Raw genomic sequence first — 21,294 nt, 5'->3', positions numbered from 1 at the left:
ATGAAAAAAGCGCCGCTTCGGCATGAAGCGGCGCTTTGGATACCGTTTTGACAGCGGCGCTTATGCGGCCAGTGCGTCCTGCGCCTGCTTCACGATCGCACCAAAGGCGTCGGGTTCGTGCACGGCCAGATCGGCCAGGACCTTGCGGTCCACTTCGATACCGGCCAGCGACAAGCCGTTGATGAAGCGCGAGTATGTCAGCGCCTCGTCATGGCTGCGCACGGCGGCGTTGATCCGCTGGATCCAAAGCGCACGGAAGTTGCGCTTGCGGTTCTTACGGTCACGGGTTGCGTATTGGTTGGCCTTGTCGACGGCCTGACGCGCGACCTTAAAAGTGCTCTTGCGGCGACCGTAGTAACCTTTGGCGGCCTTGATGACCTTCTTGTGGCGGGCGTGGGTGACTGTTCCACCTTTGACTCGGGACATGTCTGTATTCCTTCTGGCTTAGCGGTCGTAGGGCATGAAGCCCTTGATGATCTTGGCGTCGGGCGCGGACAATACCGTCGTACCCCGTGCGTCGCGGATGAATTTCTTGGTCCGCTTGATCATGCCATGCCGTTTGCCGGCCTGGCCGCCGATGACCTTGCCAGTGGAGGTCACCTTGAAGCGCTTCTTGGCGCTTGATTTCGTCTTCATCTTGGGCATTTCCGTCTCCTATGGTTCGGGTCGGTATTGCGCGCGACTCGGCATGCCACATTGGCCGGTCCCGCGGATCGAAGTGCGCCGTATAGGCGGCAATCGCAGGACATGCAAGAGGGGTCGGACCGCCCGGACCCAACATGGCCTCAGGGCATGTACCGCCCCACGACACGCACAAAGATGTCCGGCACCTCCTCCAACGCGTACCCGCCCGGAGTGTACTGGATCGCATAGAGAACCAACCCCCCCGCAATCAGTATCGTGAGGGCAGATGCCCGCGGCGCGCGCCCGTCGCTGATCGCCGAAAGGATCGATGGAACCGAGAAAGCCGCAACAATAATGCCCAACACCAAGGCGAGATCGGGGTCCATGACGGGTACTCCACTATTTACGTGGCGTCACGCTACTCCGGATCGGTGCTGAAAATCAAACGTTCGTCGCAGGGCGCGACCCGCAGGATGTTCGTGCTGCCCGGCACGTTGAACGGCACCCCGGCGGTGACGACGATCTGATCCTGCGGTCCGGCAAACCCTTCGGAACGCGCCGCGCGTGCCGCGGCAACCACAGCCATCTTGAACCTGTCCAGCGTTTCGGTCAGTACGCAGTTCGTCCCCCAGCTTAGCGCCAGGCGCCGCGCCGTGCCGACAAGCGGCGTCATCGCGATGATCGGAACGCGGGGGCGTTCGCGCGCCGTCAAGAGCGCTGTCGTCCCGCTTTGGGTGAAGCAGCAGATCGCCTTGATGTCGGTAGTCTCGGCGATCTCGCGCGCGGCCGACACGATGCCATCGGCGATCGACTTGCCTTCGGTGATACGCGAGGCTTCGATGATCTGGGTATAGGTCGGATCCTGTTCGACCTCGATGGCGACATTGTTCATCGTCGTCACGGCCTCGACCGGATAGCTGCCCGCCGCCGATTCCGCCGACAGCATCACTGCGTCGGCCCCCTCATAGATCGCGGTTGCCACGTCCGACACCTCGGCACGGGTCGGCATCGGGCTTTCGATCATGCTCTCGAGCATCTGGGTCGCCACGATAACGGGCTTTGCCGCCGTACGGCATTTGCGGACCAGTCGCTTCTGGATCGGCGGCACATTCTGGACGGGCAATTCAACGCCCAGATCCCCGCGCGCCACCATTATCCCGTCGCTGGCGGCGAGGATCGCCTCGAAATGCGTCACCGCAGAGGGTTTTTCGATTTTCGACAAGATCGCGGCCCGGCCCTTGGCCAGATCGCGCGCCTCGACGACGTCTTCGGCCCGCTGGACAAAGGACAGGGCAAGCCAATCCACGCCGAGCGCGCACACGAATTCCAGATCGGCGCGGTCCTTGTCGCTGAGCGCGGCCAACGGCAGCATGACGTCGGGCACGTTCACGCCCTTTCGATTGGAGATCACACCGCCCGCGACCACCGTGCAGTCGGCGTAGTCGTCGCCGCACCTCTCGACCCTGAGGCGGATCTTGCCATCGTTGACCAACAGGCTGGCCCCCGGTTCGAGCGCCGCGAAAATCTCGGGGTGCGGCAGGCAGACCCGGGTCCGGTCGCCTTCGGCGTTGTCCAGATCGAGCCGAAATGCATCGCCTTCGTCAAGCTGCTCGCTTTCCTGTGCAAAGACACCGACGCGCAATTTCGGCCCCTGAAGGTCCGCGAGGATACCGATCGTCGATCCGGTATCCTGTTCGATCTGCCGAATGATCCGGTGCTTTTCGCGAATCTCGTCATGGCTTCCGTGGCTCATGTTCAAACGGAAGACATCCGCGCCGGCCACATGCAGCGCGTGGATCATGTCGTAAGTGTCCGACGCCGGACCGAGGGTCGCCACGATCTTGACATTGCGAAGCCGTCTCATCCTATCATGCATCCTTTTTTCTGTCGTGGCGCGCCCAAATCATTGCGATGTTATCGCTAACGACGCCCAGGGCTTATCACCCGGTTTTCATTTTCAGGCAACTGCCCTAACAGTGCGATGACTAAGGTGTAAGGTAAATGACATACACTCCTTTTTTTAGCGATGGCCTCGACCGACCAGGGCGCTGGCTTGTCGTATGCGACCACGCGTCGAACCTGGTTCCGCCGGCGGTCGCAGGCGGTGACCTGGGCCTGTTGCCCGCGGACATGGACCGGCATATCGCGTTCGACATCGGCGCCGCCGGGGTCAGCCGTGCGCTGGCGCAGCGGCTCGACAGCCCGGTGATCCTGTCCAATTTCTCGCGGCTTGTCGTTGACCCGAACCGCGGCGAAGACGACCCGACGCTTCTGATGAAGCTCTACGACGGTACGTTGATCCCCGGCAACCGCCACGCCGACGCGGCAGAACGCGAACGCAGGCTCGATCTGTGCTACCGGCCCTACCATGCCGCGCTGGCCGATCTGGCCGCGCGTCCGGGCACGGTCATCGTGTCGGTTCACAGCTTTACGCCGCAGTTGCGCGGGCGACCGCCCCGGCCATGGCAGATCGGCGTCCTGTATGCCGACGACCGGCGGTTCGCCGACCCGTTGATGGCGCATCTGGCAGCAGAGCCGGACCTGACCCTGGGCGATAACGAACCCTACACCGGCCGAATGCGCGGCGACACGATGGACCGCCACGCCCTGCGCCACGGCCGGCCGCACGTGCTGATCGAACTGCGCAACGACCTGATCGCAGAGGACTACGGCCAGACCGCCTGGGCCGACCGGATGGCGCCGATACTTGAAACGGTTCTGGCCCGGACCGATCTTTGACTGACCCAACAGGAGCTTCCGACATGCCCGATGCCACCCCGACCCAGACCGAAATCGAACTGCAGGCCGCGGCCTACCGGCGCCTGCAGCAGCACCTGATGCAGGACCGCACCGATGTGCAGAACATCGACTTGATGAACCTGGCGGGGTTTTGCCGCAACTGCCTGTCCCGCTGGTATCAGGAAGCAGCGGCGGAACGCGGCATGGAGATGACCAAGGACGAGGCGCGCGAACTGTTCTACGGCATGACGATGGACGAGTGGAAGGCCACCTACCAGACCGAGGCCAGCGGAACGCAACAGGATGCCTTCAAGACCGCTTTCACCGAAAACGTCGAAAGGAAATCCTGACCCGACCGCACCGCCCGTCGTCTTGCAAGGGAAACGGACCGGAACTTTCAGAATTCCGGGCAGGGACCGCAAGCCGCCGCAGATGTCAGATCGCGGCCTTGCGGCTCTCGTCCAGATAGATCTCGCGCAGGCGTGGCGCGACCCGTCCCGGCACACCGCCGCCAAGCGCGACCCCGTCGATCTCGACCACAGGCATCACGAAAGTGCTGGCCGAGGTGACAAAGGCCTCATCGGCCTCCTGCGCCTCGGCGATGGTGAAATCACGCTCCTCGACCTCCATCTGCGCTTCGCGGGCAAAGCGCAGCACGGCGGCACGCGTGATACCGTGCAGAATGGACTGCGACAGGCTGCGGGTGATGATCCGGTTGCCCTTGACGATATAGGCGTTGTTGCTTGTGCCCTCGGTCACCACGCCGTCCTCGACCATCCATGCGTCGTCGGCGCCCGCCTTTTTCGCCATCATCTTGCCCATGCTGGGATAGAGCAGTTGCACCGTCTTGATATCGCGCCGCCCCCAGCGGATGTCTTCGATGCTGATGACCTTGATCCCCTGTTTCGCCGCCGGATTGTCGGCCAGTCCTGGCTTGTTCTGAGTAAACAGAACGATCGTCGGATCGGTCGTTTCGGGATCGGGAAAAACGAAATCCCTGTCGCCCGGCGCACCGCGCGTGATCTGCAGATAGATCATCCCCTCGTCGATCCCGTTGAGGCGCACCAACTCCCGATGAACCTCCAGCAGATCCTCGCTCGAGATCGGGTTGCGCATGTCCAACTCGTCCAGTGACCGCTGCAACCGCAGGGCATGACCTTCGAAATCTATCAGCTTCCCATCCAGCACCGACGTCACCTCGTAGACGCCGTCGGCCATCAAGAACCCGCGATCAAAGATCGACACCTTCGCCTCAGTCTCGGGCAGGTACTCGCCATTCACATATACCGTGCGCATCATCGTCTCTCCTATCCCCAGAGGGCCGCGCTGGGCGGATGCACCCCGCGGGCGTCAAACTTCAAGGCCATCTCACGGTCTTCGGCCAACAACAGTGGCCCGTCAAGGTCGGTGATCGTCGCCCCCTGCGCCACCAGCGTCGCGGGCGCCATCGCCAGGCTCGACCCGACCATGCAGCCGACCATCACGCCATACCCCTGCGCAATGCCCTCTGCCCGCAGCGCCAGCGCCTCTGTCAGACCGCCGGTCTTGTCCAGCTTGATGTTGATCACATCGTATTTGCCCTTCAGCCCGGCCAACGACCCGCGGTCGTGACAACTTTCATCCGCACAGACAGGCACCGGCCGGTCCATCCCGATCAACGCCTCGTCATCGCCCGCGGGCAAGGGCTGCTCGACCAGGTCGACGCCCAGGCGCAGCAGGTGCGGCGCCAGGTCCGCATAGACCTCCGCCGACCAGCCCTCGTTGGCGTCGATGATGATCCGCGAGGCCGGCGCACCGGCGCGCACCGCCTCCAGCCGCGGCATGTCGTCGGGTGTGCCCAGCTTGATCTTCAGCAGTGGCCGATGCGCGTTTCGCGCGGCCTGCGCCTGCATCTTCTCCGGGCTGTCCAACGACAGGGTATATGCCGTGATCTCCGGCCCCGGTTCGGGCAGCCCGGCCAGCTCCCAGACCCGCCTGCCCGCGCGCTTGGCCTCAAGATCCCACAGCGCGCAATCCACCGCGTTGCGCGCGGCCCCCGCCGGCAACAGATCGTAAAGCGCCGCACGCGTCACATCGCCCGGCAGCGCCTCGATCTGCGCCGCCACAGTATCCAGCGTCTCGTCGTAGCGCGCGTAGGGCACGCATTCGCCCCAACCGGTCAAATCGCCCTCACCGATTCGAACCGTCAGCACCTGCGCCTCAGACCGGGATCCACGGCTGATCGTGAACACCTGCGCCAGCGGAAAGATATCCCGGCTTACCTCAATGCGCATCACATCCTCTTCTTTGGGTCCAAAATACTCCCGCCGGAGGCTCCGGCGGTGGCCGCAAGTGCGGGCCTCACAGGCGTTCCAGCGCGTCCGCCAAACGCGCCGCCCCCTGTCGGAACGGATCGACCGTTGGCAGCCCCGTCTCACGCTCGACCTGCGCCAGATAGGCCAACGCCTCATCCTCGCCCAAGGCCTGCGTGTTCACCGACACGCCAATCACCTCGCAGGCGGGGTTGGCCACCCGCGCCATCGTCAACGCCGTCTCGCGCAGCGCCTCCAGCGACGGAAGCGCGTAATCCGGCAGGCCGCGCATCGTCTTGCGTGTCGGCTCGTGGCTCAGGATCAGCGCGTCGGGCTGCCCGCCGTGGATCAGCGCCATCGTGACGCCGGAATAGGACACGTGGAACAGGCTGCCCTGCCCCTCGATGATGTCCCAGTGATCCTCGTCATTGTCGGGGGTCAGCCATTCCACCGATCCAGCCATGAAATCCGCGATCACCGCGTCCAGCGGAATGCCTTCTCCGGTGATCAGGATCCCGGTCTGCCCGGTGGCGCGGAAGGAACTCTTCATGCCCCGCGCCTTCATCGCGGCGTCCAGCGCCAGCCCGGTGTACATCTTGCCCACCGAACAATCGGTGCCGACCGCCAGCACGCGCTTGCCACGCCGCCTGACGCCATTGGCAATCGGATACTCCACCGACGGCACGCGCACGTCGTGCAGCGACCGCCCGTTCGCCTGCGCCGCCGCGGCCAGTTCCGGCACGTCGCGCAACAGGTTGTGCAATCCGCTCGCCAGGTCAAAGCCCGCCTCGAGCGCCGCGACCAGCACCTCGCGCCAGGCGGCGCTGATCTTGCCGCCGCGATTCGCCACGCCGATCACCAGCGTCCGGGCGCCGGCGGCCTTCGCCTCCTCCAGCGTCATGTCGGGCAGGCGCACATCGGCCTGACACCCATCCATCCGGAACTGGCCGACGGCGTTTTCGGGCCGCCAGTCCTTGATGCCCTGCGCCACTTTCGCGGCCAGTTGATCCGGCGCGTCGCCCAGAAAAAGAAGGTACGGGGTTTCGATCATGGCTCAGGCTCCTTATGCGCGATTGCTGCAGCCTGGCCGATATATCGCGCAATGACCGTGCTTTTCCATCCCATGCCGCCGGTTAGTTGCACAATTCTGCGCCCGGCGCCGGTTTTCGCGCCGGTTGATAGCGTTCAGCGGCACAGCCGACCCTGCCCGCAGCGACCGGATCATGCTGCACCTGCAAAATCGGCTTGCGGGCGGTCGCGCAATTTAATACCAGACCGACCAATGCAACCGCAATAATATTACTCGAAAGGTGCCCCATGAGCTTCCGTATTCAGCCCACAGCCCCCGCACGCCCCAACCGCTGCCAGTTGTTCGGACCCGGATCGCGCCCGGCCATCTTCGAGAAAATGGCGGCAAGCGACGCCGACGTGATCAACCTCGACCTCGAAGACAGCGTGGCCCCGTCCGACAAGGACAGCGCGCGCGCCAACGTCATCGCGGCCATTTCCGACATCGACTGGGGCACGAAAACGCTGTCGGTGCGGATTAACAGTCTCGACACGCCCTACTGGTATCGCGATGTGATCGACCTGCTGGAACAGGCGGGCGACCGTTTGGATCAGATCATGATCCCCAAGGTGGGCTGCGCGGCGGATGTCTATGCCGTCGACGCGCTGGCCACGGCGGTCGAAACCGCCAAGGGCCGCACGAAAAAGATCAACTTCGAGGTCATCATCGAAAGCGCCGCGGGCATTGCCCATGTCGAGGAGATCGCCGCCAGTTCCCCCCGGTTGCAGGCGATGAGCCTCGGCGCCGCGGATTTCGCCGCGTCGATGGGAATGCAGACCACCGGCATCGGCGGAACCCAGGACAACTACTACATGCACCACGATGGACAGCGGCATTACTCCGACCCGTGGCACTGGGCGCAGGCGGCGATCGTGGCCGCCTGCCGGACCCACGGCGTTCTGCCGGTCGATGGCCCCTTTGGCGATTTTTCCGATGACGAGGGCTTCCGCGCGCAGGCGCGCCGCTCCGCGACCCTGGGCATGGTCGGCAAATGGGCGATCCATCCCAAACAGGTCGCCCTGTCGAACGAGGTCTTCACCCCCTCGGACGAGGCCGTCGCCGAGGCGCGCGCCATTCTCGAGGCGATGGAGAAAGCCACCGCCAAGGGCGAAGGCGCCGCGGTCTACAAGGGGCGCCTGGTGGATATCGCCAGCATCAAGCAGGCCGAGGTCATCGTCCGCCAGTCCGAGATGATCAAGGGCTGACGCCGACCGCGACACGGCCTGCGCCGCCGCGCGGGCCGTTCTTGACAGGCGCGGCCGGACAATCAGCCCCGTCGCCATGCGCCGATACGGTTCCGTCAGACAGAGGTCTTTTTGTCATGGGCCGCGCACTGGTGCGCCTCGGATGTCCAGCCGGGCGCATCGATCATCTCAAAGCTCAGACTGACGCGATCGAGATACAGATAAAGTGCCGCAACAGCCCCAAGAATGCCCGACAGCATGTAATTCACCAGCGTCATGATTGGCCTCGATTTCGCCCAGATTTCGCCTTATTTCACGCCAGAGCTAACAAAAACCGGCCACGGCACAAGGAATCGCGAGGAAACAATCTGTTTTCCGCTCTGTCATGGTGCCTGTCGCGTCGATGCCGGGCGATTGACCGGAGATGCGAAACAATCGGCAACGCTCTGCCGGGGCCCCGGCGTCCCGCTGTGGACGATGATCCAGGCCAGCCGGCCCACCCGCTTGCGAAGCGTTGCAAATGCGCGCAAGGCCCGGCATACAACTGCAACCCCAAGCGGAGCCAGCGAATGACACAGTATATGGATTTCGAAAAACCCCTCGCCGAGATCGAAGGCAAGGCCGAGGAATTGCGCGCGCTGGCCCGCAACAATGAAGACATGGACGTCACATCGGAAGCCGCGGCGTTGGACGCAAAGGCCAAAGCGATGATGATCGACCTGTACAAATCGCTGACCCCTTGGCGCAAGTGCCAGGTCGCGCGCCACCCCGAGCGACCGCATTGCAAGGACTACATCGAAGCGTTGTTCGACGAATACACTCCGCTGGCCGGCGATCGCAATTTCGCCGACGACCACGCGGTGATGGGCGGACTGGCACGGCTGGGCGATACCCCGGTCATGGTGATCGGCCACGAGAAAGGCAACGATACCAAGTCGCGGATCGAGCGGAATTTCGGAATGGCGCGGCCCGAAGGCTACCGCAAGGCGATCCGCCTGATGGATCTAGCAAACCGCTTTGGCCTGCCGGTCATCACGCTGGTCGATACCCCGGGCGCCTATCCCGGCAAGGGCGCCGAGGAGCGCGGGCAGTCGGAGGCGATCGCGCGTGCAACCGAAAAATGTCTGCAGATCGGCGTGCCGCTGATCGCCGTGGTGATCGGCGAAGGCGGATCGGGCGGTGCCGTCGCCTTTGCCACCGCGAATCGCGTCGCCATGCTGGAACATTCGGTCTATTCGGTGATCAGCCCGGAAGGCTGCGCATCGATCCTGTGGAAAGACGCGGAGAAGATGCGCGAAGCGGCCGAAGCACTGCGCCTGACCGCGCAGGACCTGCGCCAATTGGGCGTGACGGACCGCGTGATCGACGAACCGCTGGGGGGTGCGCACCGCGATCCCGCCAAAGCCATCGAAGCGGTCGGCAAATCCATCCAGGCGATGCTCAAGGAGCTTTCCGGCAAAAGCCGCAGCGAACTGATCGATGATCGGCGCCAGAAATTTCTCGACCTCGGGTCCAAGGGTCTTGCCGCCTGATGTCCCAGTGACCGATTTGGTGCATGGAAAACGGACCGGAAATTTCGAACATTCCGGCGCGCCGCGCGGCTAGCTCGCCAGCATCCGCAAGCCCTGCGTAACGTCCGATCGCACGGCCAACCGCAGCCCCGGCTCGTCGCCCGCCCGCAGGGCCGCGATGATGAGCTTGTGAAACTGCGGCGCTTCGGTCCGTCGCAGCCGCCCATAGAGCGCGCGCATCGTCGGGCCCATCTGCAACCACACCGTTTCCGCCATCGCCAGCATCGCAGGCGCCTGCGCCCGCAGGTAAAGCGTGCGATGAAACTCCAGGTTGGCACGGATATAGCTGACCGCATCGCGATGGGCGATCGCCTCGGATACCGAAGTATTGATCGTTTGCAGCCGTTCGATCAGCGCCATGTGCGCACGCGGCAACGCGCGGCTGGCCAACTCGACCTCGATCAGCGCACGCAGCGCCGCCAATTCCTCGATCCGCTCGTTGCTGAGTTCGGGCGTGGAAATGCGCCCCGACACGGACATGGTCAGCGCCCCTTCGGCGGCCAGCCTGCGCACGGCTTCGCGCACCGGCGTCATCGACACCTCGAATTCGCGACCGATACCGCGCAGGGTCAGCGCCTGACCCGGGGGGATGTCGCCATGCATGATCCGCGTCCGCAGACGGCGGTACACGCGGTCATGGGCGACGGGGGCGGCATCGACGGGGCGCGGGCTGAGGTTCATGGGTGAACTTGTGATCACAACCGCCGCCGGGGTCAAGCGGCACCTAGGGCGCGAACCGATAACGGTGCAGATCGCCGCCTTGACCGCGCAACCATCCGCGCGGGCGGCTGTAGTCGCCATAGGCGTCTGTCACACGCGCCCAAAAGGCGGGCGAATGGTTCATCTCGACCAGATGCGCGACCTCATGCGCCGCGACATAGCTCAAGACCTCGGGCGGAGCCAGGATCAGCCGCCACGAATACATCAACCCGCCATCCGCCGTACAAGACCCCCAGCGCGACCGCGTATCGCGCAGCGTGATCCGGTCATAGCGCACCCCCAGACGCGCGGCGAAATGATCCGATGCTTCGGCCAGCCGATTGCGCGCCAGTTGCTTGAGGTGCCCGGCCAACCGCGGCCCCACGTCCTGCGCGGCGCCGGGCACGGCGATTCGACCCGCCGCGATCTCGATCCGCCGCCCGACGCCCGGCACCACATGGTGCGGTGTCCCGCCAATCGGCACATGCGCCCCGTGCCGCACCACCACATCCGCGCCGCGTGCGTCCAGATGGCCGCGAATCCACTCTTCTTTCTGTGCGGCGAAACGCAAGGCTTCGGCATCGCGCACGCCGCGCGGAAGGGTCAGGGTGACACGCCCGTCCAATTGCGAGATTCGCAGTGAAATGCGCCGCGCTCTGGGACTGCGGCGCAGGATCAGCGGAATCGGCGGTGCGCCGGGCAGAAAGTGATCGCTCATCGGGCCCTCTTGATCAGCCGCCACATGGGGTCAGGCCTTTACAGCACTCACCTCATATGGCACTTGGCCTGAATCATCTACACGCAACAGCAATTCGAAAAGGGGGTTTTTCATGCCCAAGGAAGAATGGGGAACGAAGCGCCTCTGCCCCACAACCGGCAAACGGTTCTATGACCTCAACAAGACGCCGATCATCAGCCCTTACACCGGCGAAGAGGTCGTGGTCGACAACTCCAAGTCGCGCATGATCGCGGCGGATGCCGAAGACGCGGCGACAGCCAAGGCGAAGAAGTCCGAAGAAGCCGAAGACGTGGTCCTGGACGACGATGACGAAGATGTCGATGTCGATCTGGGCGACGATATCCTCGACGACGACGAAGAGGACGACGACGACGTGTCGCTTGACGAGATCGCCGATGTCGCCTCGGACGACGACGACTAAAAACTGAATATCGGCAGGACCGGGTTTTTTTGACTTGATCCTGCCTATGGATGCGCCTAGACACCGGCGCACCGGATCAGGCAATGATCCTCGCGGGGCCCAGGGCCCTTCGGTTTGGGGCCTTAGCTCAGCTGGGAGAGCGCCTGCATGGCATGCAGGAGGTCAGCGGTTCGATCCCGCTAGGCTCCACCAAACCGACCCAATCCGTACATATTCCGTACCCTTTCTGACTTGTTACCGGCCGCACTGTGCGCTTGCATGAGCGGTCGCGTTACGGCATCATATTCTCATAAGTGAATTTATGGGGCGCCGCAAAATGCAGATCACCCGACGCATGCTTTTGGGCGGCCTTGGCGCCGGGGTGCTGGTCGCGGGCCCGACGCGGCTGCTGGCGCGCCAGACCCTGAGCCTTGGCGATATCGAAGTGACCACAGTCAGCGACGGTCATCTGGTGCTGCCGGGTCAGTTCCTGTTTCCCGACCTGCCCGAGGACGAACTGGATTCGATCCTGTCGCAGCACGGCGTTTCGCGGGACGCGGTGCAGCCACCGTGCAACGTGACGCTGATGCGCGCGCGGGGTCGGACCGTCTTGTTCGACGCGGGCTCCGGCGACGGGTTCATGCCAAGCGCGGGACGCCTGCGCGACGCACTGGGCGCGATCGGAATCATGCCAGAGGATGTCACCGACGTCGTGTTGACCCACGGTCATCCCGACCATCTTTGGGGTGTTCTGGATGATTTCGACGACCCGATGTTTGCCAACGCCAGTTACCTGATGGGCCAGCGCGAATTCGACTACTGGTCCGATCCGGACACCGTGGACAGCATCGGACCCGAGCGTGCCGCCTTTGCCGTGGGCGCGGCCCGGAGGCTGGAGGCGATAGCCGAACACTGCACCTTTTTCGGCGATGCGGAGGAACTGCTGCCGGGCGTCATGGCGCATGCCACTTTCGGCCATACACCCGGGCACATGGGATTCGAGATCCGACAGGGGTCCGAAGCGGTGCTGGTCGCGGGCGATGCCATCGGCAATCACCACGTGGCCTTTGCCCGCCCCGACTGGCGCAGCGGGGCCGATCAGGACCGCGACATGGGCGCCGCCACGCGCCTGCGGCTGCTGGACATGCTCGCACAGGATCAGACCATGCTCATCGGATTTCATCTGCCCGATGGCGGGATCGGCCGGGTGGAACGGTCGGGCGATGCCTACCGGTTCGTCCCGGCGCTCTAGCCGGCCGCGCCGGTTACTCCAGCGCTTCCATGGCGATGTCATCCAGAAGGGACTGAACCTCTTGCATGGCCCCGTCTGGATAGGTGCGATAGCCGATCATCACCTCGCCCCCCCGATCGGCGACGAAGACGCCATAGGGGCAATGGGCGATGTTCATCGGGTCCGCCTCCATCACCGCACGCGACACCTGAGCCGAGCAGAACAGGAAGACGTCGGCCTGCGTAAACAGCTCGACGTCCGAGCCCACATCCGCGGCTGTCCGGTTCAGCATATCGCCGACGTGGCTTACGTAGTCGATCACCAGCCCGCGCCCGACAATCGCGCTTTCCACGGCAAAGGTCGCGTCCTCGAACGAGCCTTCGAATGGATAGCTGACAGCCTGATCCTCGGCTGCGGCAGGCACTGCCAGACCCGCGACAAGGGCAAAAGAAAGCAAAGAACGTTTCATCACAGTGTCTCCTTCCTCAAAATGGGGCAACGTGGATCACGCGGCCCTGCAACGGCATCATGGCCGCACGATCGTCCATCCCGCTTCGTCCAGCGTGATCAGATCGACCACTCCGGCAGGCACATGTTCGGCCATCGCCACGACCGGGATCTCCTTGCCCTCCTTGCGGGCCATTGCCGCCACGGTGTTGTCGCAGGCCGCAAAGCTGACGTTGTGCATGGATTGATCGAAGGATTTCAAACGCTCCAGCACCGGCGATGTATCCTCGCGCAGCATGTGAAGCCCGGCGTTGAAGGCCACGATCCTGATCTCCACCTCCTCGCCAAGATCGGAATAGTGGCGCGCCACGTTCGCCGCCACGTTCAGCACGGTGTTCATCTTTTGCGGATCGTTGTCGCTGATCTGAAGCGCGAGGCGGTGCATGCCATCCTGGGCCATCGCCGCCGTCGCCAGCGTCAGTGCCACGATCGCAACCGCCAGTCGATTGAAGAGTGCAGTCATTGAAATCCTCCCGGAAATGAAAAGCCCGGGCGCTTGGGCCCGGGCAACTGTCGTTCAGTCGAATGTGGCGAGATAGGCCGCCACCGCCGCGCGGTCGTTCTCTTTTTTCAGACCCGCAAAACCCATCTTGGTGCCCTTGATGTAGGACCTTGGAGCCAGCAGGAATTCCGACATCGTGTCAGACGTCCAGACCAGCCCCTGCCCGGCCATTTCCGTCAAAGGTTTGGAATAGCGGAAATCATCGACCGCCCCGGCCGCGCGGCCGATCACGCCGTTGAGGTGCGGGCCGACGCCGTTCTCGGCCTCCTCACCGACCTGGTGGCAGGCCTTGCACTTGCGGAACACCTTCTCTCCGGCTTCGATCAACGCCGGATCCACGGCGGCGACCTCGGTCTCGGGTTCGGTCTCGGGCGCGGCGGCGGCATCCGCTTGCGTGGCGGCCTGCTCGGCGGCCTTGGCGGCGGTTTCCTCGGGCGTGACATCGATCACCGCGGCGCGCGCCGTGATCTTCACCTCGGTCTTGCAACCGCTCATGCAGGGCTCGGCGCTAAACTGGGTCAATTCGACCTCCGCCCGGTCATCCATGAAGAACCCGCCCTCATTGGGCATTTCCACTTGGGTGAACGTGTCGCGGCTCAGCTCGAAATCCTCGTCCACGATGTAGTTGAGGTAAAGCAAGTAGGCCGTGATCGCATAGACCTCGTCGGCCTCCAGCGACTGGGCATAGCCGAATGGCATCGCGCGGTTCACGTAGTCATAGACCGTCGAAAGATAGGGCCAGTAGGAGCCGACAGTCTTGACCGGGCGATCGTTGGTCAGGCTGCCTTCGCCACCCGCAAGCACCGGCCAACGACCCACCGCCTCGCCGAAATCACCGTGGCACACCGCGCAATTGTCGGCAAAGAGCAACTCGCCGGTGGCCACGTCGCCCGACCCTTCGGGCAGGCCCAGACCGTCCGGGCGCACGTCTATGTCCCAGACCGCGATCTCTTCGGGCAGGGCCTCGCGGCCAAGACCCAGCGGCCCGGCCTGCGCGGTGCCGGCGGCGAGTGTCGCAAAAAGCGCGGCTTTAAGAAATCTCGACATTTTCCGCGATCCCTTCCGCGTTGATGGCCCATGTCTGGATGCCGTTGTTGTGGTAGATCGAATTCTCGCCACGGATCTTGCGCAGCATGTCCTTGGTCGGCTGCACATAGCCTGTGCTGTCATGCGCCCTGCTTTGCAGCAGCAGGGGCGACCCGTCCCAATCGAATTCATAGTAAAAGCGGTGCATCGATTTTTCCAGCGACGGCCCCGACATCCGCGCCTGGTGCCAATTGATGCCGCCATCGAGCGTGACATCCACCCGCGGGATCGTTCCGCGCCCGGACCAGGCGACACCGGTGATGACGGTATGGCCCTTGCCGTGGGTGATCGGCGCCTGCGGGCTGGGCGAGGTGATGACCGATTTCGCATCCATCTCCCAGGTAAAGCGCCGCGCGGAGCCATCGGCCAGAAGGTCGGTGTATTTGCTGGTCTCTTCGCGGTGGTGCCAAGGCTGGTCGCCCACTTCGATCCGGCGCAGCCATTTGACCCACATGTTGCCTTCCCAGCCGGGCACGACAAGGCGCACGGGGTATCCCTGCTCGGGGCGCAGGGCCTCGCCGTTCATCTTGAACGCGACAAGGCAATCGTCCATCGCCTTTTCCAACGGCACGGACCGCGTCATGGCCGATGCATCCGCACCTTCGGGCAGCAGCCATTTGCCTGCGGTCCTGACGCCCGCTTCCTCAAGGATCAGGCGCAGCGGCACACCGGTGTACATGACGTTGTGGATCATGCCGTGGGTGAACTGGCAGCCATTGAGCTGCGCGCCACGCCATTCCATGCCGGAGTTGGCCGCACATTCCAGGAAATACACGTGGTTTTCGCGTGGAAAGCGCATCAGGTCCTCGAGCGTGAACACCATCGGCGTGTCCACCAGACCGTTGATCATCAGACGGTATTCGCGCGGGTCCAGCCGCGCGACGCCCGCGTGGTGCCGCTCGAAACACAGCCCGTTAGGGGTGATGATGCCATCCAGCTCGTGCAACGGGGTAAAGTTGATCGACGATACCGTGTCTGCCGTCAGCCATTCGACGTTGCGCCGCTTGACGTGCGCCTCGTACTCGGACGGCATACCATACGGTGACGTATCGACGCCGTCGCCCAATTCCTGCATCCACGGCTTCACGGCAATCGCCGGATCCGCCGCCCGGGCCTGACCCCCGAGGGTCAAACCCGCGCCCATCGTGGCCGCGCCTTGCAGAAAGGCCCTTCGCGACGGCTTCTTGCCATTGAACTTCAGTGTCATCTTGTCTGCCTCTCCTTTGTCCGCGCGCCCTTACGCGCCGACCACGTCCACGCTGGTGTTGGGTGTCACGGAAACGGTGCCCTGTGCCCGGATATGGTCTTCGACCACGTCCCAGATCGGCGGGCCTTCGGTGCCTTCGTTGACCGAGGCCCACCCCGCGACCTGATAGCTGCGCGCGGGGTCGATGCGCTCTCCGGTCTTGAGCAGCGTCAATTCGGTGATGCGGCTGCCCTGTGGTTGAGTGATGTCGATCCGATAGCCAAGCCCGCCCGTGCGGACCATGTCGCCGCCCTGCTGGTAATAGGGATCGGGGTTGAACAGGTTGTCGGCGACATCCTCAAGCACCACGTGCAGAAATTCGCCGGTCATTTCCGTCCGGTACGCCTCCGGATAGGTCATGGACGTGACGTTCCAGATATCCTCGCGCGTGATGTCCTGCCCCGGCAGGATCGACGGTCCCCAGCGCACGCCGGGCGACAGGGCGATCTCGGCTTCGCGCTGCGTCAGAAGCGCGTCGCAAATCAGATCGTCCCAGGTGCCGTTGAAATTTCCGCGCCGGTACAAGAGTGCATCGCTCTGTCCGATGACCTCGCTCAGGTGTTCGGTGAAGGGCGCGCGCTGTTCGTCGATCACGGCCGTGACCGCCGGATCGGGCGCGATCACATCCGAAAAGATCGGGATCAACTTGTGGCGGAAGCCCATCATGCGCCCGTCGCGCACATCCAGATCGACGCGGGACACGAATTTCCCGTTGGAGCCAGATGCCACGATGATCGTCTCGCCCACCAGAACAGGTTCGGGCAGCGCGTCATGGGTATGGCCGGACAGGATCACGTCGATGCCACCGACGATGCCCGCCATCTTCTTGTCCACGTCAAAGCCGTTGTGGCTCAGGCAGACGACAAGTTCCGCGCCCTGCGCCCGCACCTCGTCCACCATCTCCTGCATGTGCTCGTCGCGGATGCCAAAGGCGTATTCGGGGAACATCCAGCCGGGATTGGCGATGGGCATATAGGGGAACGCCTGACCGATCACGGCGATCCTGACGCCGCCACGCTCAAAGAACCGGTAGGGCGGGAAAAGTTCGGCCGGTTCATCCCATTCGGCGTCGAAAATGTTCTGACCCAGCGCCGCGAAGGGCAGGTTTTCGACGATTTCATTCACGCGGTCCGACCCGAGAGTGAATTCCCAATGGAACGTCATCGCGTCGGGCTTGAGCGCGTTCATCACGTTGACCATGTCCTGCCCTTGCGTATGGTAGCAGGTATAGCTGCCATGCCACGTGTCACCACCGTCGAGCAGCAGCGCATCGGGGCGCTCGGACCGGATCTGGTTGATGACGGTGGACACGCGATCCAGCCCGCCGACACGGCCATAGCCCTGCGCCAGCGCGGCAAAATCGCCCGAACTCAGCGCGTAATGCGACGGGCTGCCATCCTCGATCCCATAGAGGCGGCGGAAATCGGCGCCGGTGACATGGGGCACCTTGCCCTTGTTGGGGCCGACGCCGATGTTGACGGAAGGTTCGCGGAAATAGATCGGCTTTAGCTGTGCGTGAATGTCAGTGACATGGATCAGCGACACGTTGCCAAAGGTATCGAACTGCAACAACTGGTCCTGTGTCAAAGCCTGTTGCGCGGCCAGCCGACCCCAGTTGCCGAACCCCGACGTGCCCAGAATGGCCGAAGCCGCCATGCCAGTCTGAAGAAAATCGCGCCGCGAGATCATGTCGAGCCCTTCCCAGTCGCATAACACATGCGAATTTGTGAATGTTTATGAGTGTGCAAAACCCCGCTCCGCACACGCGGCGCGGGGCCCTGCCCGTCTTCAGTTGCGAACGGATGGGCCTTCGACGCCAAGCCCGTTGCCGCGCGACGCCACATAAAGCTCAAGCGCCACGAATTCCGGGCTACCCGCATCGTAGGTTTCCGCCCGCGTGTCCCGAATGCAGCCCTTGAACCGCGAATGCACCGCGTTCAGCTTGGTGTTCTTGAGCCGGTAGGTCGGAAAGCCGTTGATCTGGCCCTGGCTCAGATGATCGGCGCGGATCATCCTGCCATAGTTGTCCTCGTGACAGTTGGCGCAGGACAGTTCGAGCTGACCGGTCCGGGTATAGTACAGTTCCTTGCCCTGCTCCCAGGTGGATTGCGCGGGGCCGTCGATGGCCACGTCGACGGGCATGCCACGCGACACCGACGCCAGAAGCGCCGTCATGTTGACCATGTCGCCGCCGGTGTATTTCCACTTGTCCGCGCCCATGCGGGTGGTCCGGCAATCGTTGATCTGCATCTCGAGCGTGCGAACTTCGCCAGCGGCCTCGTTCCACTTGGGATAGACCGGGCGAACGCCGGCCATTTCCTCGGGGGCGCCGTGGCAATCGGCACAGGATTTGCCTTCGGAGCCATCTGCGGAGGCCCATTTTTCCTCGGCCTGTTCAACAAAGATCATGCCGGGATTGTCGAAATCATCCGCCTGCATGGCCCGTGTTTCGGCACCGCGGAACAGCCAGCCGGACATGACCTCGTCCAGGGCGTCCGAAATATGCGCGGGCGCCGCCGTGCGGGTGACGATTTCCGTTTCCTCGTTGATGATCAGCGTGTCGTCGACCGGATCGGCAAGGCCCATCGACGCCGAAAACAGCACCACCCCCAGCGCGCCAAGCGCCTGTGTCGTTCTTTTCATGTTCCATCCTCCCTGATGCATGATCGACTAGCCGATCGCGATGCTCTTGCTGTCTTCGTAGATCGACCCGTCATCGTCGTACCAGGTGAACTTGAACTCACCGGCCTCGGGCACGGTGGCCATGAACTCGAAATAGGGGTTGGTGGAAATCGCCGGTTCCAACGTCACGTCGATGACGTTCTCGCCGTTGAAGTCGCAAGTGAAGCGATTGATGATCGACCGCGGAATGACGTTGCCGTCATCGTCCTTGCGCTGGCCCGATTCCATTTTGTGACTGATCAGCGTCTTGATCGTGACAGCTTCGCCAGCGGCGGCTGTCTTCGGGACCTTGACGCGGGGTTTTACACCAGATGCCATGTTCAACTCTCCTTGATGCCTTAGCCGCCGCAGCCGCCGATTGTGACTTTGACCGTGGCTTTCGCCTGCGCAAACGACCCGTCCGCCAGCCTGGCGATCGCCAGAACGTCCTGCGTGCCTGCCAGGCGGATCCGGGTTGACGCGGATTGGCTTGCGGCCAGCGGACCGAACTTGAACGTCGCCACCGGCGGGGTCGGATTGCCGAGCGCCAGCACCATGATCTCGCTCGCGCCCGGCGCGGATACTTCGATCGGAACGGTGTTTCCGTTTTCGGCGATTTCAGGAGCGGTCAGCGTGATGCCGGTGTCGGCCAAGGCCGCGCCACCGGTAAAGGCTTGGATCGCCTCCTCGCCTGCCGCATAGGCGGTGTGGGGCAGATGTGCCGCCAGCAGCGCACCCGCGCCCAGCGCAATCGCCTGTCGTCTGGTCAATTCCATGTCTGTGAACTCCTGATCTTGATCATTGCCGGGGGGTGGCGCGCGTCACTCTTTCAGCGTCGCGAGATAGGCAACCACGTCTTCGATTTGCTGCGCCGCGAGGATCGGACCGAATGTCTCGTCCGCGGCCTTGCCGGTGTAGGCATTGCCGGGCCGGATGAAACCTTCGGTCTTGTAGAAGGCGGGCATCATGGTTTCGGGGAACATCATCTTGGCATTCGCCACGATTCCGCGCAGCTCCGCTTCGCTCCAGCGGTCGCCGGCCCCGTCAAGCATCGGGCCGATCTCGCCCTGGAACGGAACCTCGCTGAGGTCGCCGACGGCGTGACAGGCCACGCAGTTGCCCAGCTTCTTGCTGCCGACGATTTCACGCCCGGAGACCGGATCGCCCGGTGCACCGCTCAACGACTGTGCGACCTGACCATCGTCAAAGGCCACTTGCGTCGGTGCGATTTCGCCGGCCCATGCTGATGTGGCGCAGGCCACCGCGGCAATGGCTGTTGTGATATGAAGTTTCATGCGCCCTCCCGAAACACATTCAAAGTTTCGTATATCATAGGGCGCGAAAACCAGACTGCGCAAGATCAAATTCCGAAAAATGAATTTATCCTGCTTGACGCTTGTTCTCAAAGCCCTATTCGGCGCGCCGCTGTTCGATCATTCGGGCGTGATACTTCTGGAAACTTGCGTCTTCCTCTGTCGCGTAGCGTTTTTCCCGCACCCAGGTCAAAAGATCGAGCGTGGTGCCCGGTCCAAAGGCGCCGGGCATCGTCGCCACGGCTGCCTGAGCGGCCGAGTGTCCCTCCGGCACGTCCTCGGGCAGAAACAGGATCGTCGGCGTGAACAGCAGACCCCATTTGCCGGCCGCCTGTTTCTCGGTCAGGACCTCGCCATCGAAATCCGTCAGCTCGACGTCGCCGAACAGGTTCATCTGCACGACAAAGAAATGATCGCGGATATAGCTGTCGATCTCCTCGCGCGGGAACACCTCCTGATGCATCTTGGTGCAATAGATGCAGCCGCGTTGCTCGACCAGCAGCACCAGCCTTTTGCCTTCGGACTTGGCCTCCGCCAGGTCTTCGCGCAGATCCTTGAACGTGTCGCGCATCCAGTCCGTCTTGTGCAGCCCGTCATCGCCAAGCTCCGCCGCCCCGAGCGGCAAGGCCAGAATCAGCGCGGCCATGGTCAGCAATAACCGTTTCATTTCATTCTCCTCCCTCAGATCGATTGAAAGACATCGAATGTCTCCAGCATCCATTGCGCGATGATATTCACGCTGTCGGTCGCGATCAGCACGGCGAACACGATCAACAGACCACCCATCGCCTTTTCCACCAGGGGCAGGTACCGCCGGAACCCCGCCGCGAAACGCAAGAACGGCCCGATGAACAAAGCCGCCGCCATGAAGGGCGCGGTCATCGCAAAGCCGAACACCAGCAGCAGCAGCAACCCGCGCATCGCGGTCGCTTCGGTGCTGGCGGCAAAGATCACGGCCGTGAGAACGCCGCCGACGCAGGGCGTCCACCCGGCGGCAAAGGCAAGCCCCACGACATAGGCGCCCAGCACAGACATCCTTTGGGTGCTGCCCGCCTGTGTCTGGAACACCCGGTTCAGTACGCCAATGCGCAACACGCCCAGAAAATGCAGCCCCATGATCAGCACGACACCCGCCGCGAACAGCCGGAATTCCGTCATGTGACTGCGGAACGCCTGGCTGAACCCAAAGGCCGCCGCCCCCAGCAGGACGAACACCGTGATGATCCCCAGCGAAAACATCACCGACGCGGCAAAGGCGCGGACCCGCAGACCGGGCGGCAGATCGCCCTCTGCGCTGATTTCCGCCATCGACGCGCCCGCCATGTAGCTTAGGTAAAACGGCACGATAGGCAGCACGCAGGGTGAAAAGAACACGATAAGCCCGCCTGCCAGCGCACTGAGGATGGAAACATCCAGCATACGAGCCCTCCCC

Annotated in this window: 27 protein-coding genes and 1 tRNA gene; 7 read left to right on the top strand and 21 right to left on the bottom strand. The window is 63.3% G+C overall.

The annotated features are described in order from the left end of the window. Nucleotides 1-60: 60 nt before the first annotated feature. From rplT to pyk, 4 genes are all read right to left on the bottom strand, one after another. On the bottom strand, nt 61-426 hold the full coding sequence (gene rplT / locus FDT80_RS11470) for a 50S ribosomal protein L20 (RefSeq protein WP_138662406.1): 366 nt from the start codon (nt 424-426) through the stop codon (nt 61-63). 18 nt (nt 427-444) lie between these two features. Then, on the bottom strand, nt 445-645 hold the full coding sequence (rpmI, locus tag FDT80_RS11465; protein ID WP_138662405.1) for a 50S ribosomal protein L35: 201 nt from the start codon (nt 643-645) through the stop codon (nt 445-447). A gap of 140 nt (nt 646-785) precedes the next feature. After that, entirely contained in the window at nt 786-1,010 is a 225-nt protein-coding gene (locus tag FDT80_RS11460; protein WP_138662404.1) for a hypothetical protein, read from the bottom strand. 32 nt (nt 1,011-1,042) lie between these two features. After that, nucleotides 1,043-2,488: a pyruvate kinase gene (pyk, locus tag FDT80_RS11455; protein ID WP_138662403.1), complete on the bottom strand. Its 1,446-nt coding sequence runs from the start codon at nt 2,486-2,488 to the stop codon at nt 1,043-1,045. Between the two features lie 137 nt (nt 2,489-2,625). Between pyk and FDT80_RS11450 the strand changes: the two genes are divergently transcribed. Together FDT80_RS11450 and FDT80_RS11445 are read left to right on the top strand one after the other, a co-directional pair. Beyond that, nucleotides 2,626-3,363: an N-formylglutamate amidohydrolase gene (locus tag FDT80_RS11450; protein ID WP_138662402.1), complete on the top strand. Its 738-nt coding sequence runs from the start codon at nt 2,626-2,628 to the stop codon at nt 3,361-3,363. A 23-nt stretch (nt 3,364-3,386) separates the two neighbouring features. Further along, nucleotides 3,387-3,713 carry a DUF1244 domain-containing protein gene (locus FDT80_RS11445; RefSeq protein WP_138662401.1) on the top strand — a complete coding sequence of 109 codons (327 nt, stop codon included), beginning with the start codon at nt 3,387-3,389 and terminating at the stop codon, nt 3,711-3,713. 85 nt (nt 3,714-3,798) lie between these two features. Here the strand turns inward: FDT80_RS11445 and FDT80_RS11440 are convergent, their stop codons facing one another. The 3 genes from FDT80_RS11440 to dgcN all read right to left on the bottom strand — a co-directional run bounded on the left by FDT80_RS11440 (nt 3,799) and on the right by dgcN (nt 6,705). Beyond that, entirely contained in the window at nt 3,799-4,662 is an 864-nt protein-coding gene (locus FDT80_RS11440; RefSeq protein ID WP_170311851.1) for a D-amino-acid transaminase, read from the bottom strand. 8 nt (nt 4,663-4,670) lie between these two features. After that, on the bottom strand, nt 4,671-5,636 hold the full coding sequence (gene dgcA, locus FDT80_RS11435; RefSeq protein WP_138662400.1) for an N-acetyl-D-Glu racemase DgcA: 966 nt from the start codon (nt 5,634-5,636) through the stop codon (nt 4,671-4,673). A 67-nt stretch (nt 5,637-5,703) separates the two neighbouring features. Next, nucleotides 5,704-6,705: an N-acetyltransferase DgcN gene (gene dgcN, locus FDT80_RS11430; RefSeq protein ID WP_138662399.1), complete on the bottom strand. Its 1,002-nt coding sequence runs from the start codon at nt 6,703-6,705 to the stop codon at nt 5,704-5,706. A gap of 266 nt (nt 6,706-6,971) precedes the next feature. Between dgcN and FDT80_RS11425 the strand changes: the two genes are divergently transcribed. Then, a complete protein-coding gene (locus FDT80_RS11425) occupies nt 6,972-7,928 on the top strand; it encodes an L-malyl-CoA/beta-methylmalyl-CoA lyase (RefSeq protein ID WP_138662398.1) in 957 nt (318 codons plus the stop codon). A 95-nt stretch (nt 7,929-8,023) separates the two neighbouring features. Here FDT80_RS11425 and FDT80_RS18890 read toward each other — a convergent pair whose 3' ends face one another. Further along, a complete protein-coding gene (locus FDT80_RS18890) occupies nt 8,024-8,185 on the bottom strand; it encodes a hypothetical protein (RefSeq protein WP_170311850.1) in 162 nt (53 codons plus the stop codon). A gap of 291 nt (nt 8,186-8,476) precedes the next feature. Between FDT80_RS18890 and FDT80_RS11415 the strand changes: the two genes are divergently transcribed. Continuing rightward, entirely contained in the window at nt 8,477-9,439 is a 963-nt protein-coding gene (locus FDT80_RS11415) for an acetyl-CoA carboxylase carboxyltransferase subunit alpha (RefSeq protein ID WP_138662396.1), read from the top strand. 69 nt (nt 9,440-9,508) lie between these two features. On the opposite strand, the gene FDT80_RS11410 is transcribed toward FDT80_RS11415, so the two are convergent. Together FDT80_RS11410 and FDT80_RS11405 are read right to left on the bottom strand one after the other, a co-directional pair. Next, nucleotides 9,509-10,159, bottom strand: a complete 651-nt coding sequence (locus tag FDT80_RS11410; RefSeq protein WP_138662395.1) for a GntR family transcriptional regulator — start codon at nt 10,157-10,159, stop codon at nt 9,509-9,511. A gap of 43 nt (nt 10,160-10,202) precedes the next feature. Further along, entirely contained in the window at nt 10,203-10,895 is a 693-nt protein-coding gene (locus tag FDT80_RS11405) for a M48 family metallopeptidase (RefSeq protein WP_138662394.1), read from the bottom strand. Nucleotides 10,896-11,007: 112 nt separating this feature from the next. On the opposite strand from FDT80_RS11405, the gene FDT80_RS11400 reads away from it, so the two are divergent. From FDT80_RS11400 to FDT80_RS11390, 3 genes are all read left to right on the top strand, one after another. Continuing rightward, nucleotides 11,008-11,337 carry a TIGR02300 family protein gene (locus FDT80_RS11400; RefSeq protein ID WP_138662393.1) on the top strand — a complete coding sequence of 110 codons (330 nt, stop codon included), beginning with the start codon at nt 11,008-11,010 and terminating at the stop codon, nt 11,335-11,337. Between the two features lie 116 nt (nt 11,338-11,453). After that, nucleotides 11,454-11,529, top strand: a tRNA-Ala gene (locus tag FDT80_RS11395). A gap of 124 nt (nt 11,530-11,653) precedes the next feature. After that, nucleotides 11,654-12,568 carry an MBL fold metallo-hydrolase gene (locus tag FDT80_RS11390; protein ID WP_138662392.1) on the top strand — a complete coding sequence of 305 codons (915 nt, stop codon included), beginning with the start codon at nt 11,654-11,656 and terminating at the stop codon, nt 12,566-12,568. A 13-nt stretch (nt 12,569-12,581) separates the two neighbouring features. On the opposite strand, the gene FDT80_RS11385 is transcribed toward FDT80_RS11390, so the two are convergent. The 11 genes from FDT80_RS11385 to FDT80_RS11335 form a co-directional block, all read right to left on the bottom strand. Continuing rightward, complete coding sequence (locus FDT80_RS11385; RefSeq protein WP_138662391.1) at nt 12,582-13,016, bottom strand: DUF302 domain-containing protein; 435 nt, start codon at nt 13,014-13,016, stop codon at nt 12,582-12,584. 57 nt (nt 13,017-13,073) lie between these two features. Beyond that, entirely contained in the window at nt 13,074-13,517 is a 444-nt protein-coding gene (locus FDT80_RS11380; RefSeq protein WP_170311849.1) for a DsrE family protein, read from the bottom strand. A gap of 54 nt (nt 13,518-13,571) precedes the next feature. Then, nucleotides 13,572-14,603 carry a c-type cytochrome gene (locus FDT80_RS11375; protein ID WP_138662390.1) on the bottom strand — a complete coding sequence of 344 codons (1,032 nt, stop codon included), beginning with the start codon at nt 14,601-14,603 and terminating at the stop codon, nt 13,572-13,574. Beyond that, on the bottom strand, nt 14,587-15,849 hold the full coding sequence (soxC, locus tag FDT80_RS11370) for a sulfite dehydrogenase (RefSeq protein WP_138662389.1): 1,263 nt from the start codon (nt 15,847-15,849) through the stop codon (nt 14,587-14,589). Before soxC ends, FDT80_RS11375 begins: the two co-directional genes overlap by 17 nt. A gap of 30 nt (nt 15,850-15,879) precedes the next feature. Further along, a complete protein-coding gene (gene soxB / locus FDT80_RS11365) occupies nt 15,880-17,577 on the bottom strand; it encodes a thiosulfohydrolase SoxB (RefSeq protein WP_138662388.1) in 1,698 nt (565 codons plus the stop codon). Between the two features lie 99 nt (nt 17,578-17,676). Beyond that, nucleotides 17,677-18,474: a sulfur oxidation c-type cytochrome SoxA gene (gene soxA / locus FDT80_RS11360; protein ID WP_246039938.1), complete on the bottom strand. Its 798-nt coding sequence runs from the start codon at nt 18,472-18,474 to the stop codon at nt 17,677-17,679. An 84-nt stretch (nt 18,475-18,558) separates the two neighbouring features. Next, on the bottom strand, nt 18,559-18,888 hold the full coding sequence (gene soxZ / locus FDT80_RS11355) for a thiosulfate oxidation carrier complex protein SoxZ (RefSeq protein WP_138662386.1): 330 nt from the start codon (nt 18,886-18,888) through the stop codon (nt 18,559-18,561). Between the two features lie 20 nt (nt 18,889-18,908). After that, nucleotides 18,909-19,325 (bottom strand): thiosulfate oxidation carrier protein SoxY, encoded by a 417-nt coding sequence (gene soxY / locus FDT80_RS11350; protein WP_138662385.1) that lies wholly within the window; start codon nt 19,323-19,325, stop codon nt 18,909-18,911. A gap of 45 nt (nt 19,326-19,370) precedes the next feature. Continuing rightward, complete coding sequence (gene soxX, locus FDT80_RS11345; protein ID WP_138662384.1) at nt 19,371-19,844, bottom strand: sulfur oxidation c-type cytochrome SoxX; 474 nt, start codon at nt 19,842-19,844, stop codon at nt 19,371-19,373. A gap of 115 nt (nt 19,845-19,959) precedes the next feature. After that, nucleotides 19,960-20,529, bottom strand: a complete 570-nt coding sequence (locus tag FDT80_RS11340) for a thioredoxin family protein (RefSeq protein ID WP_138662383.1) — start codon at nt 20,527-20,529, stop codon at nt 19,960-19,962. 14 nt (nt 20,530-20,543) lie between these two features. Beyond that, on the bottom strand, nt 20,544-21,281 hold the full coding sequence (locus FDT80_RS11335) for a cytochrome c biogenesis CcdA family protein (RefSeq protein ID WP_138662382.1): 738 nt from the start codon (nt 21,279-21,281) through the stop codon (nt 20,544-20,546). Nucleotides 21,282-21,294: the final 13 nt, after the last annotated feature.

Origin of the sequence: Sulfitobacter sabulilitoris, assembly GCF_005887615.1 — a bacterium.
Taxonomy (GTDB): domain Bacteria; phylum Pseudomonadota; class Alphaproteobacteria; order Rhodobacterales; family Rhodobacteraceae; genus Sulfitobacter_E; species Sulfitobacter_E sabulilitoris.
This window is presented reverse-complemented; position numbering and strand designations above follow the sequence as displayed.